General features: G+C 71.4%; 12 protein-coding genes. 6 read left to right on the plus strand and 6 right to left on the minus strand.

The window, feature by feature from the left end; translation table 11 throughout:
- The first annotated feature begins 7 nt into the window (after positions 1-7).
- The gene (locus ACWEGE_RS01480; protein ID WP_449658489.1) at positions 8-799 is read left to right on the plus strand and encodes a glycerophosphodiester phosphodiesterase; all 792 of its coding nucleotides are present in this window, start codon (positions 8-10) and stop codon (positions 797-799) included.
- Positions 800-802: 3 nt separating this feature from the next.
- Here ACWEGE_RS01480 and ACWEGE_RS01485 read toward each other — a convergent pair whose 3' ends face one another.
- A complete protein-coding gene (locus tag ACWEGE_RS01485) occupies positions 803-1,471 on the minus strand; it encodes a transglycosylase family protein (RefSeq protein WP_449658490.1) in 669 nt (222 codons plus the stop codon).
- Positions 1,472-1,715: 244 nt separating this feature from the next.
- Here ACWEGE_RS01485 and ACWEGE_RS01490 point away from each other — a divergent pair, with 244 nt between their 5' ends.
- The 3 genes from ACWEGE_RS01490 (at position 1,716) to ACWEGE_RS01500 (ending at position 4,472) form a co-directional block, all read left to right on the plus strand.
- On the plus strand, positions 1,716-3,116 hold the full coding sequence (locus ACWEGE_RS01490; RefSeq protein WP_449658491.1) for an MFS transporter: 1,401 nt from the start codon (positions 1,716-1,718) through the stop codon (positions 3,114-3,116).
- Between the two features lie 22 nt (positions 3,117-3,138).
- Positions 3,139-3,897, plus strand: a complete 759-nt coding sequence (locus ACWEGE_RS01495) for a thymidine kinase (protein ID WP_449658492.1) — start codon at positions 3,139-3,141, stop codon at positions 3,895-3,897.
- Positions 3,898-4,124: 227 nt separating this feature from the next.
- Positions 4,125-4,472 (plus strand): RNA polymerase-binding protein RbpA, encoded by a 348-nt coding sequence (locus tag ACWEGE_RS01500; protein WP_003081521.1) that lies wholly within the window; start codon positions 4,125-4,127, stop codon positions 4,470-4,472.
- A 122-nt stretch (positions 4,473-4,594) separates the two neighbouring features.
- Here the strand turns inward: ACWEGE_RS01500 and ACWEGE_RS01505 are convergent, their stop codons facing one another.
- The gene (locus tag ACWEGE_RS01505) at positions 4,595-5,203 is read right to left on the minus strand and encodes an NUDIX domain-containing protein (RefSeq protein ID WP_449658493.1); all 609 of its coding nucleotides are present in this window, start codon (positions 5,201-5,203) and stop codon (positions 4,595-4,597) included.
- Between the two features lie 48 nt (positions 5,204-5,251).
- On the opposite strand from ACWEGE_RS01505, the gene ACWEGE_RS01510 reads away from it, so the two are divergent.
- On the plus strand, positions 5,252-6,001 hold the full coding sequence (locus ACWEGE_RS01510) for a DeoR/GlpR family DNA-binding transcription regulator (protein WP_449658494.1): 750 nt from the start codon (positions 5,252-5,254) through the stop codon (positions 5,999-6,001).
- Here ACWEGE_RS01510 and ACWEGE_RS01515 read toward each other — a convergent pair.
- Genes ACWEGE_RS01515 through ACWEGE_RS01530 form a run of 4 tightly spaced genes read right to left on the minus strand, consistent with a single transcriptional unit; the run spans position 5,934 to position 10,778 of the window.
- Entirely contained in the window at positions 5,934-6,737 is an 804-nt protein-coding gene (locus ACWEGE_RS01515) for a PIG-L deacetylase family protein (protein ID WP_449658683.1), read from the minus strand. The genes ACWEGE_RS01510 and ACWEGE_RS01515 overlap by 68 nt on opposite strands.
- Positions 6,738-6,763: 26 nt before the next feature.
- Positions 6,764-7,531, minus strand: coding sequence for a polyprenol monophosphomannose synthase (locus ACWEGE_RS01520; RefSeq protein ID WP_449658495.1), 768 nt, complete (start codon positions 7,529-7,531; stop codon positions 6,764-6,766).
- A 26-nt stretch (positions 7,532-7,557) separates the two neighbouring features.
- On the minus strand, positions 7,558-9,171 hold the full coding sequence (gene lnt, locus ACWEGE_RS01525; protein ID WP_449658496.1) for an apolipoprotein N-acyltransferase: 1,614 nt from the start codon (positions 9,169-9,171) through the stop codon (positions 7,558-7,560).
- Positions 9,172-9,182: 11 nt separating this feature from the next.
- Positions 9,183-10,778: an amidohydrolase gene (locus tag ACWEGE_RS01530; protein ID WP_449658497.1), complete on the minus strand. Its 1,596-nt coding sequence runs from the start codon at positions 10,776-10,778 to the stop codon at positions 9,183-9,185.
- Between the two features lie 120 nt (positions 10,779-10,898).
- On the opposite strand from ACWEGE_RS01530, the gene ACWEGE_RS01535 reads away from it, so the two are divergent.
- Entirely contained in the window at positions 10,899-12,287 is a 1,389-nt protein-coding gene (locus ACWEGE_RS01535; protein ID WP_449658498.1) for a KamA family radical SAM protein, read from the plus strand.
- Positions 12,288-12,425: the final 138 nt, after the last annotated feature.

The raw sequence follows: 12,425 nt of genomic DNA on the forward strand, positions 1-12,425 counted from the left end.
TTGGGGGATGCAGGCGTCGTTCCCGTACCTGGCCGATCCGCTCCCCCGTGCCTTCGCGCACCGGGGGTGGCACCTCGACGAGCTCGAGGGTTTGGAGAATTCGCTGCCGGCGTTCAAGCGGGCGTGTGCGGAGGGGTACCGGTACCTGGAGACGGATGTGCACGCGACGGCGGACGGTGTGGTGGTGGTCCACCACGACGCGAGCTTGGACCGGACGACGGATGGGTCGGGGCCGATCGCTTCGCAGACGTGGGAGCAGCTGAAGAACGTCAAGGTGGGTGGCAAGGCGCCGTTGTCGCGGCTGGAGGACGTGCTGGAGGAGCTGCCGGGCGCGCGGTTCAACGTCGATGTGAAGGCGGATCGGGCGGTGGAGCCGTTCGTGCGGGTGCTGGAGCGGACGAAGGCGTTCGACCGGGTGGCGGGGGCGGCGTTTTCGGATGCGCGGCTGGTGCGGTTGCGGAAGCTGGCGGGGCCGAAGCTGGTGACGGCGATGGGTCCGCGGTCGGCGTTCGCGTTGTGGGCGCGGGGCCGGCTGCCGCTGCTGCCCCTCGGGCGGCTGGTGCTGGGGGCGATGGCTCAGGTGCCGGTGCGGCAGGGGGCGTTGCGGGTGGTGGACAAGGCGTTCCTGTCGGTGGCCGGGCGGTCGGGTATCGAGGTGCACACGTGGACGATCGACGATCCGGCGGAGATGCGGATGCTGTTGGACCTGGGGGTGCACGGGATCGTGACGGATCGGCCGGATCTGTTGCGTGAGGTGCTGATCGAGCGGGGTGCGTGGCAGCGGTCGCAGGAGCCGTGAGGGTCAGCGGGGTGGTTTGCCGGTCCAGGCGGCTTCCCAGGTCTTGGGGCCGAGCAGGCCGCTGTCGTTGATGCCGTTGGCGCGTTGGAGGTCGAGGACGGCGGTGCGGGTCTTCTCGAGGTAGCAGCCGGTGCCGGTGAAGCCGTAGCCGAAGGCGTTCATGCGGAGCTGGAAGGTTTTAAGCGGGTCGGCGCAGTCGCCGTAGCGGTAGACGACGCCGGGCCAGGCGGGCCGGGGGCCGCCGGGGCCGGGTGGCGGGGTGGGGAGTCCTCCCCCGCCGATGTAGGCGGATTCGGTGTAGGTGGGGACGCGTTTGCTGCGGGCGTCCGCGTCGGCGGCGAGCTTGAGCATGCCGGCGCACTGCCAGGGTTGCCAGCCGCGCATGCGGTAGAGGTAGAGGGCGCGGTAGTCCTGTTCGGCGGGGGCGGCCTGGTCGGGGCGGCCCTGTCCGCCGACGCTGCGCCAGGTGGGCAGGTCGAACTGGTAGGCGCCGTAGTAGCCGTTGCCGGTGTTGGTGGCGTAGCGGCCGCTGGACTCGCACATGCGGAGCTTGGCCCAGGCGCTCGAGGCGGGGTCCGCGGTGGCGGTGGCGGGGTTGGTCAGCGGCAGACCCATGGCGGCGAGGGTGAGGAGCAGGAGGCTCGTCACGGTGCGTCGGCGGTTCTGGATCATGGGTGCACAGTAGGAGCGTGTCCCACTGACCACAACAGACACGATGGGCGCTTAAGTCTCACATGAAACACTGTTCACTTTTGGCGGCGACACGCCGTGGGTGGTGAACGAGGTGGCCCGCGGTGGCGGTGGATGATCACGAAGCGACAAACCGGACACGGTTTCGGCGGGGTGGTCACCGGGGTCGCGGTGTCCCCGTAGTCTCCGCGCTGACCTGGAAGTTCTTGAGATCGAGGAGCCGTGGATGACGCTGGCCGGGACGCGCTCGACCAAGCGCGAGCGCTGGGGCTGGTATTTCTACGACTGGGCGAATTCGCCGTTCTATTCGTCGACGACGACGGTGTTCGGGGCGCTGTCGATGAGCCCGATCGCGGCGGCGGACGCGCGGGCGAACATCACCCTTAACGGGGACCGTGCGTGCCTGAACGCGGCGGGTGAGACGGACACGCTGCAGCACTGTGACGTGTCGTTGTTCGGGCTGCACTTCCCGGCCGGTTCGGTGTGGGGGTACCTGCTGTCGGTGGCGACGGTGGTGCAGGTGCTGGTGCTGCCGATCGCGGGTGCGGTGGCCGATCGCAGCCACAACAAGCGGCGGATCCTGGGCGGGTTCGCGTTCCTGGGCGCGGCGGCCGCGGCGGGGATGTTCTTCCTGACCGGTTCGGACTGGCAGCTGGGTGCGGCGCTGTTCATCGTGGCGAACATCGGCTACGGCGGCTCACTGGTCGTCTACTACTCGTTCCTGGCCGACATCGGCGGGCCGGACGAGCGGGACGGCATTTCGGCGAAGGGCTGGGCGTTCGGGTACCTGGGTGGCGGGCTGGCGCTGGCGTTGCAGCTGGGGTTCTACCTGAAGCACGACGCGTTCGGCGTGGACCAGGACCTGGCGGTGCAGATCTGCTTCCTGACCTCGGGGCTGTGGTGGGCGGCGTTCACGTTCCCGGCGGTACGGCGGCTCCCCCGCCGGCACGTGCCGGTGGACGTGGCGCCGGGGCGTTCGGTGGTGCGGGCGGGGTTCACGGAGCTGCGGCAGACGCTGGTGGCGGCGAAGGCGTATCCGCTGACGCTGGCGTTCCTGGGCAGCTACCTGGTCTTCACCGACGGGATCAACACGGTGGTGACGGTGTCGGCGCAGTACGGCAAGGACGAGCTGGGGTTCGGCAACAGCGTGCTGATCGTGACGATCCTGGTGATCCAGTTCGTGGCGTACCTGGGTGGGACGCTGCACGGGCTGGTGGCGCGGCGGGTCGGGGCGAAGCGGACGATCCTGGGCAGCCTGGTGGTGTGGATCGTGGTGCTGGCCGGGGCGTACTTTGTCCAGCCGAGGCAGATGCTGCAGTTCCTGGCGGTGGCGGTGGGGATCGGGCTGGTGCTGGGCGGGACGAACGCGTTGTCGCGGTCGTTGTTCAGCCAGATGATCCCGGCGGGCAAGGACGCGCAGTACTACTCGCTCTACGTGGTGGGTGAGCGGGGGACGTCGTGGCTGGGGCCGCTGGTGTTCGCCGGGGTGGGGCAGGCGACGGGGTCGTTCCGGCTGGCCATCGTGGCGCTGGTGGTGTTCTTCGCGGTGGGTTTGGTGCTGGTGTGGCTGGTGCCGGTGCGGCGGGCGATCGTGGCGGCGGGCAACCGTCCGCCGGGGGTGCTGTGAGGCACCGATAGGGTCGGGCGTCGTGACCTTGATCGACGACGCCGGCCCTGATCCCACGGACGCGCTTTCCTCGGTTCCCGCGGCCGGTTCGCGCCGTGGGACGCCGCCGGTGGGCAAGCTGAAGTTCTGCTACGGGCCGATGGACTGCGGGAAGTCGACCCTGGCGCTGCAGATCGACCACAACCACGCGCGGCAGGGCCGCCGGGGGCTGGTGCTGGTGCGCCACGACCGGTCGGGGGCGCCGCAGATCTCGAGCCGGATCGGGTTGACCCGGCAGGCGGTGGAGGTCGGTGAGGACACCGACGTGCGTGAGCTGGTGCGGCAGGAGTGGGCGCAGGGCAGGCACGTGGACTACGTGGTGGTGGACGAGGCGCAGTTCCTCTCCCCCGGCCAGGTCGACCAGCTGGCGGAGCTGGCCGACGAGGTGGAGATCGACGTGTACTGCTTCGGGATCGCGACGGACTTCCGGAGCCGGTTGTTCCCGGGTGCCGCTCGTCTGTTCGAACTGGCGGACGAGTTGCAGCCGGTTCAGGTGGAGGTGTTGTGCTGGTGTGGGCTACCCGGGCGGTTCAACGCGCGGGTGGTGGACGGCGAGGTGGTGCGTGAAGGCGATACCGTCGTGGTGGCAGATACCGAACAATCCGTAGTTGAAACTTCAGCTTCAGCACGTTTTGAGGCCGAATTCGCTACCGTGCGTTATCAGGTATTGTGTCGCCGCCACTTTCGATCGGGTGACTTGGGCTCGGTTACCGCTCATCACGGTCAGTTACGGTTGACCTGAGCGAGACGCGAGTAGCCCATCCGGGGGATATCAGCACTAAGAAGGCCGTATTGACGTCACGCCGGAGCGCGAAATGCCTCCTACTAGGAGAAGCTGATGCAGGCGGGTGACGCAGCTCATCGTGAGCAACGACATGGTGGTCCGGGAATCCTCCGGTGCCGCCGGTCGTTGCATAGGGTGAGCAACACCCTGGCTCCACCCCGGAGCTGACTGAAAGGACCCCCATCATGGCCGACCGTGTTCTTCGTGGAAGCCGGCTGGGAGCGGTCAGCTACGAGACCGACCGCAACCACGACCTCGCCCCACGCCGCACCGTGCGCTACGCCTGCCCGAAGAACCACGAGTTCGAGGTGCCGTTCTCCGACGACGCCGAGATCCCGACGGTCTGGGAGTGCCGCCTGCACGGGAGCGAATCGGAGATCGTCGATGGCGGGCAGCCCGAGCAGAAGAAGGTCAAGCCGCCGCGCACCCACTGGGACATGCTGCTCGAGCGGCGCACGATCCCCGAGCTCGAGGACCTGCTCAACGAACGTCTCGCCGAGCTGAAGGGCCGCCGCACCTCACGGTCGGCGTGACCCTCCGGAACTCGGCCTTGTAGCCAAGCTCCCACCACAACGGAAAGGCCCCCGCGACCTCCCCCCGCGGGGGCCTTTCGCCTGCCCGGACCCCGTACCCGGAACGTCGTTCGGGTACGGGGTCAGCTTGGGCGGAAGGGGCCGTTCAGCGCGGCCCACTGCAGGAGCATGATCGTCTTGGCGTCCGCGATCTCGCCCGTGCCGATCATCTCGAGGGCCTTGGTGAACGGGAGCTCCAGGACCTCGATGTCCTCCCCCTCCTCCGCGAGGCCGCCGCCCTCGCCGCGGTCGGCGGGGTCGTAGGGCGCGGCGTAGCAGTGCAGGCGCTCGGTGACCGAGCCCGGGCTCGTGTAGACGTCGAACACGTGCTCCAGCGCGCCGATCCGCACCCCAGTCTCCTCCTCGGCTTCGCGGCGGATCGCCGTCTCCGGGTCGTCGGTGTCGAGCAGGCCGGCCGCGGTCTCGACGAACATGCCGTCCGGGTGGTCGTTGACGTAGACCGGGTAGCGGAACTGGCGGGTCAGCAGGACCGTGCCGCCCTGGAGGTCGTAGAGCAGCACCGTCGCGCCGTTGCCGCGGTCGTAGGTCTCGCGCTGCTCGGTCGTCCAGCGGCCGTCGGCGTGCTGGTAGTCGAACGTCGTGCGGCGGAGCACGTACCAGGCCGACGACAGCAGTTCCACGTTGGTGACGCGGACGCGCGGGTTGCGGGCCGGGCTTGTCGAAGAGGTCATGCCGCGACGATAATGTGCACGACTCGGAAACAACAAGGAGGATCGTGCATGTTGGTCGGGGAACGCCGTGAGCTGCTGCTGGCCCGGCTGGCCGCCGAGGGCAAGGTCTTGGCCAAGGACGTCGCGGCCGAACTCGGCGTCTCGGAGGACAGCATCCGCCGCGACCTGCGCGACCTCGCCGCGGCCGGCCTCTGCCAGCGCGTCTACGGCGGCGCGCTGCCCGTCTCCCCCGCCGTCGCCGACTACGCGAGCCGCACGGTCATCGCCCGGGACGGCAAGGAGCGGGTCGCCAGGGCCGCCGCCGCGCTGGTCCGGCCCGGTTCGACCGTCATCCTCGACGGCGGCACGACCACCCTGGCCGTCGCGAACGCCCTCCCGCACGATCTCGAGGCCACCGTGGTCACCCACAGCCCGACCGTCGCCGTCGCCCTGCTCGACCACCACGGCATCGAGGTGTTCCTGCTCGGCGGACGGCTGTTCCGGCACTCCGCGGTCACCTGCGGCGCCGCCGCGGCCGAAGCGGCCCAGTCGATCAGCGCCGACGTCTTCCTGCTCGGCGTCACCGGCGTCCACCCCGAAGCCGGCCTGACCACCGGCGACGCCGACGAAGCCGCGATGAAACGCACCCTGGCCCGCCGCGCGGCCGACACCTACGTGCTGGCCAGCGCCGAAAAGCTCGGCGCGGCGTCACGGTTCACCGTGCTGCCCTTCGGCGAGGTCGCCGGGATCGTCACCGATGCCGACGACCAGAACGTGCAGGAACTTGCAGAGAAGGGCGTGGCGATCCTGCGGGCGTGACCTCGGTGTACCACTCGCGGCCCGCCGCCAGCCCGAACAGCGGCGCCGGCAGCCACACGAGCAGCCGCAGCACCGCCGAGAGCCGCCCGGTCCCGCGCACGTCGGACACGTGCGCGGCCAGCGCCGCCTGCTTGCGCGCGGCGAAGCGCCGCACGTCGAACCGGTGGGTGACGGCCGAGGCCGGGCTGTAGGCACGGCTGAGGGCTTCGACGTCGTAGTCCAACGGGATCCGCAGCGCCCGGACCACCCGTACGAACCGCAGCGCGAAGTCGCGGGGCAGGGTGGCCTCCAGCAGCCGAGTCCCGGTCAGCCGGGCCGCCCGGCGGGCCACCTGGTGCACCTTCACGTGGTCGCGGTGGCCGTAACCGCCGTTGCCGTCGTAACCGAGCAGCAGGTCGGCGCGCTCCTCGTGCAGCACGGCGGCGAGCCGGTGCGCCGCCTCCTCGGTGTCGGCGCGGGCGAAGCGCTGCCGTCCGGGCGGGTCGGCGTAGAGCACGGGACCGTGGCCGCTGTCGGCGTAGCCCAGGTGCACCACCCGCCGGACGCCGAGGATGGCCGCCGCCGCCTCCAGTTCGGCCCACCGCGGGGTCGGGTGCCCGGCGGCCATGCCGTCGGTGGCCACGACGACGACCACCCGGTGCCCGTCGGCCGCGGCGCGGGCCAGGGTGCCGCCGCTGAGCAGGACGGGGTCGTCGGCGTGGGCGTGGAAGGCCACGATCGTCGTCACCCGGCCCATCATGGCCCAGAACGGCCGAAACCGGGTCAGGCGCGCTTGACCAGCTTGCGCAGCTGGTGCCAGCGGCGCTCCAGGCCCCACTTCGCCACCCGCAGGAACGCCTCCTGGATGATCGAGCCGTTCATCTTCGACTCGCCGATCTCGCGCTCGGTGAAGGTGATCGGGACCTCGACGATCTCGAAGCCGGCCTCGTCGGTGCGGATGGTGAGGTCGATCTGGAAGCAGTAGCCGTGCGAGTTGACCTCGTCCAGGGCCAGCTTCTCCAGCACCGGACGGCGGTAGGCGCGGAAGCCCGCGGTGATGTCGCGGACCTTCATGCCGAGCGCGATCTGCGAGTAGAGGTTCGCGCCGCGGGAGAGGACCTGGCGCTTGACCGGCCAGTTGACGACGCTGCCGCCCGGCACGTACCGCGAGCCGATCGCCAGGTCGGCGTCGCCGACCGCGTCCAGCAGGCGGGGCAGGTCCTCGGGGGCGTGCGAGCCGTCGGCGTCCATCTCGACGATCGTGTTGTACTCGCGGGCCAGGCCCCAGCGGAACCCGGCGATGTAGGCGGCGCCGAGGCCGGCCTTCTCGGTGCGGTGCAGCACGTGGATGTGGTCGTTGGCGGCCGCGCGCTCGTCGGCGAGCTCACCGGTGCCGTCGGGGCTGCCGTCGTCGACCACGAGCACGTGCACGTGCGGGAGTGCCTTGTGCAGGCGATCCAGGATCGGGCCGAGGTTCTCCCGCTCGTTGTAGGTCGGGATCACCACCAGCACCGGCTCGATTTCCCGGGCCCCCCGCGGCGCCTGCGACATCCGTGCTCCTCCGATATCCGCGGCGGTCAGTCCGCCGCTTCCTCTGCTGCCGTGCCGGCGCTGGTGCGCCGGGTGCGAAAACGGAGTACGAGCCCGCCGGCCACCCCGGCGATCGCCAGAGCCAGCAGCCCGTACTCCGTCCACGCACCTAGTTGATCCGACAGCGTAGTCTGCGTCCGCAGCGGGACGCGCCCGACCAGGGAATCCGCCGTGAAAAGGCCGGTTGAGCTGGTCACGGTCCCGTCGGGGGCGACGATCGCGCTGACCCCGGAGACCGCCGACACCACGACGGCCCGGCCGTGCTCGACCGCCCGCAGCCGGGACATGGCCAGCTGCTGCACGCTCATCTCGCTCTCGCCGTACCAGGCGTTGTTGGTCGGCACCACCAGCAGCTCGGCGCCGTCGCGCACGGCGTCGCGGGCCGGGTAGTCGAACGCCGCTTCGTAGCAGACGAACACGCCGACCTTGGTGCCCGCGGCGGCCATGGCCTGGTTGGTGCCGTCGCCGGGGACCATGTCGACGGTTTCGGAGTCGAGGAACGGCGTGACCAGCTCGGCGACCTTGCGGGCCGGGACGTACTCGCCGAAGGGCACCAGCTGCTGCTTGGCGTAGCGCTCGCCGGGCCCGGTGCGCGGGTCCCAGGCGACGACGGAGTTCTGCAGGTGCCCGTCGGGCAGCCGGTAGATGGCGCCGATCAGGGCCGGGACGCCGAAGTTGGCGACGAGCTGGTCGACCTGCAGGTCCGGGCCGGTGACGGTGGTGGCGCTCTCCGGCCACACGAGCAGGTCCGGCTTGGGCACCTTGCCGGCCCGGATGTCCGCGAGCAGCCGCCGGCTTTCGGCGATGGTGTTGTCGCGCAGCACGGTCCGCTCCCCCTGCAGGGCGAGCCCGATGTCCGGGGCGTTGCCCTGGACGGTGGCGACGGTGCGCTCGCCGTCCTGGGCGCCGGTGCCGATCGTCGGCCACAGCGCCAGGCCCGCGACGACGGGCAGCAGCGTGCCGAGTGCGGCGAAGACCACCGGCCGCGTGAGCTTGCGCACCTTCCACAGCCGGGCGGCCAGCGCGGCCAGGCCGAAGCCGGTGAGGACGACGGCCAGGCCGACCAGCGGGGCGCCGCCGATCGAGGCGAGCGGCAGGAACGCGCCTTCGGGCTGGCTGAAGGCGACCCGGCCCCACGGGAAACCGCCGAAGGGGAACCACGCGCGGGGCGTCTCCAGCGCGACGAACACCAGCGCGCCCCACAGCGGCGCGGCCGGGAGCCGGGACACCAGCGTGATCAGGCCGCCCGCCAGCCCGTGGTAGAGGGCGAGCGCGAACGACAGGCCCAGCCACGGCCACGGGCCGAAGTCGGGGCCGAGGAAGTCCAGCAGCCAGGTCAGCAGCGGCAGGAAGAAGACGAACCCGAACGCGAAGCCGTAGCCGAAGCCGGCCCGGAAGCGGCGGCCGCGCAGCACGAGGGCCAGTCCGGCGAACGCCAGTGGCGCCAGCCACCACAGCGGGCGCGGCGCGAAGCTCAGGTAATAGGCGAATCCGGACGCGCACGCCGCGGCGGTGCGCAGCAGCCAGGCCGGCGGGACCCGCCGCGGGCGGGCGGACTGGTGCGGGGCGCCCGGTTCGGGGTCGGCCATGGTGACTGCCACAGGTACCAACTCTAGGAGATGGTGTCGTGGAGAACCGCACCCGCGCGGACCGTGCGCAGGCACCGCGGGAGGGCGGCGTCCGGTTCGAGCCGGGGCAGCGGCGGCACGCCGGCCCGCGGGTCGGTGGACCAGCGCTGCACGCGGCTGTCGGGGGTGGCCACGACCAGGTCGGTGGCGTCCCAGATCGCGTAGTGCGCCGGCGCGCCGGGGACGAGGCTGCCGGTGACGCCGTCGTTGACGCCCGCCGCCCGGTGCCCGGCGCGGGTGTGGGCGGTGAACGCCGCCCGCGGGGACAGGCCGGCCCCCGGTGTCCGGTGGTAGGCCGCGGCGCGAACGCTCGCCCACGGGTCCAGCGGTGTGACCGGGGCGTCGGAGCCGAAGGCGAGCAGGACGCCTTCGGCGGCCAGGGTCGCGAAGGGGTTGAGCCCGGCCGCGCGGTCGGCGCCGAGGCGTTCGGCGTACATGCCTTCCGAGCCGCCCCAGAGCGCGTCGAACAGCGGCTGCATCGAGGCGACGACGCCCCAGCCGGCCAGCTGCTTGGCCTGCTCGGCGGTGACCATTTCCAGGTGCTCGAGCCGGTGGTGGCGGGCGGCCAGTGCGCGCTGCCCGACCTCCTTTTCCGCCAGCCGGAAGCCTTCGACGACATCGGCGACGGCGGCGTCGCCGATGACGTGGAAGCCGGCCTGCAGCCCGGCTTCGGTGCAGGCGGCCAGGTGCCCGGCGATGCGGTGGGCGTCGAGGTAGCGCGTTCCGGTGCCCGCGTGGTCGGCGTAGGGCTGGGTCAGGGCGGCGGTGTGGGAGCCCAGGGCGCCGTCGGCGAACAGGTCGCCGGCCAGGCCGCGCGCGCCGAGCTCGCGGGCGGTTTCGACGGCGCCGAGCTCGCCCCAGTAGCCGACGACCTCGGGCGTGCCGGGTCCGGCGAGGGCGAGGAGGGCGGCGAGGTCGTCGCGGCCGGAGATGTCGGGGCCGGCGCATTCGTGGACGCTGACGATGCCCTGCTTCGCGGCCTCGGCGAGGAAGGCTCGCTGGGCGCGTTCGCGCTGCTCGGGGGTGATCGCGGCGCGCACGGCCGCGCGGACGGCGTGGTGGGCGGCGCGGGTGAGCGGGCCGTCGGGCGACCAGCCTTCGGCGTCGCGGGCGGCGGGGGCCAGCTCGACCAGGGCGGTGGAGACGAGCGCGGAGTGGACGTCGACGCGGCTGAGGTAGACCGGCGTGCCGCCGGCGGCGGCGTCGAGTTCCGCGCGGCTGGGCAGGCGCGGGTCGGTCCAGGTGGTCTCGTCCCAGCCGTGGGCGAGCAGGACCTGCCCGGGTTCGGCGGCGGCCCGGACCCGGGCCAGCAGGTCGGCGCCGCTGCGGACGCCGGTGAGGTCGAGGCCGGTCAGGTGCAGGCCGGTGGCGGTGGCGTGGACGTGCGCGTCGACGAACGCCGGCGCGACGAAGGCGCCCTGGAGGTCGATCACCTCGGCCGTCGGGTGCAGGGCGCGGGCCGGGGCGTCCTGCCCGACCCAGACCACGGTGCCGCCGGTGACCGCCATCGCCGTGGCGTCGGGACCGGCGGGGGTGTAGATGCGCCCGCCGAGCAGGAGCGTCGTGTGTTCGTCCGTCACGCCCTTGAGTCTGCCCCCTTCGTCCACGTGGGGGACGGCGCCCCAGCAGGCAGGAAGATTTACTCCGTGAGAACGTTATGACAGGATATTTTAACGCGTTCCCGACGACTAGGAGTACAAGTGACTGCGATCCAGGAACCTGTGACGCCTGCCGCCGCCTTCGACCAGCCCTACGAGTACGCCCGCGCCGAGCTGGTGGAACCCGACTGGCGCCGCTTTCCTGGCTGGCACGACGTGACCGAGGCCGAGTGGCGTGACGCGCAGTGGCAGCGGGTGCACTGCGTCCGCAACGTCAAGCAGCTGCGCGCGCTGATGGGCGACCTGCTCGAGGAGCGCTTCTACGACGACCTGCTCGCCGACCAGCGCGAGCTGGCGACGATGTCGATGCTGCTGCCCCCGCAGATGCTCAACACGATGGCCCCGACGGCCGGCACGGACCCGGCGAAGGTCACCGAGGCGTTCTACGCCGACCCGATCCGCCGCTACATGCTGCCGGTGCGCTCCGACCGCGACTCGGTCTGGACGAGCCACCCGCACGCCGAGCGCGACTCCCTGCACGAGGCCGAGATGTGGGTGGTGGAGGGCCTGACCCACCGCTACCCGACCAAGGTGCTCGCCGAGATGATCTCGACCTGCCCCCAGTACTGCGGCCACTGCACCCGCATGGACCTGGTCGGCAACTCGACCGAGACGGTCGAGAAGCACAAGCTGACGCTCAAGCCGGTCGACCGCCAGGACGCGATGATCGCGTACCTGAAGAAGACCCCGGGCGTCCGCGACGTCGTGGTCTCCGGCGGCGACGTCGCCAACGTCCCGTGGCCGCAGCTCGAGTCGTTCCTGATGCGCCTGATGGACATCGAGACGGTCCGCGACATCCGCCTGGCGACGAAGGCCCTGGCGGCGCTCCCCCAGCACTGGCTTCAGCCGAAGGTGGTCGAAGGCCTCGAGCGCGTCGCGGTGACCGCCCAGCGCCGCGGGGTCAACCTGGCGATCCACACCCACGTCAACCACGCCCAGTCGGTGACGCCCCTGGTGGCGGAGGCGGCCCAGACGGCGTTGAACGTCGGCGTCCGTGACGTGCGCAACCAGGGCGTGCTGATGCGCGGCGTCAACGCCACCCCGGCGGCGCTGCTGGACCTTTGCTTTGCGCTGCAAGGGGAAGCGAACATCCTGCCGTACTACTTCTACATGTGCGACATGATCCCCAACGCCGAACACTGGCGCGTTGCGGTGTGGGAGGCGCAGGAGCTGCAGCACGCGATCATGGGGTACCTGCCCGGGTATGCGACGCCGCGGATTGTGTGCGACGTGCCGTATGTCGGGAAGCGGTGGGTGCACCAGCTCGCCGAGTACGACCGGGAGCTGGGGATCTCGTACTGGACCAAGAACTACCGGACCGGGATCGAGCTGGAGGACCCGGAGGCGCTGCAGCGGCGGTACCCGTACTACGACCCGATCTCGACGCTGCCCGAGGCCGGGCAGTCCTGGTGGGCGAACCGCTCCCACTGACGCCGGCAGCGTCCGAGAGGTCTGCCGAAGGGGTGCCGCGCAGCCTGACCGGGCCGCGTGCACCCCTTCGGCAGATCTCGGCCCATGGGCTGGTCAGCGCCGGGGGCACTCCGCCGGAAGGCGCAATCCGTCAGTTTT

This window comes from Amycolatopsis sp. NPDC004747, from assembly GCF_053601335.1.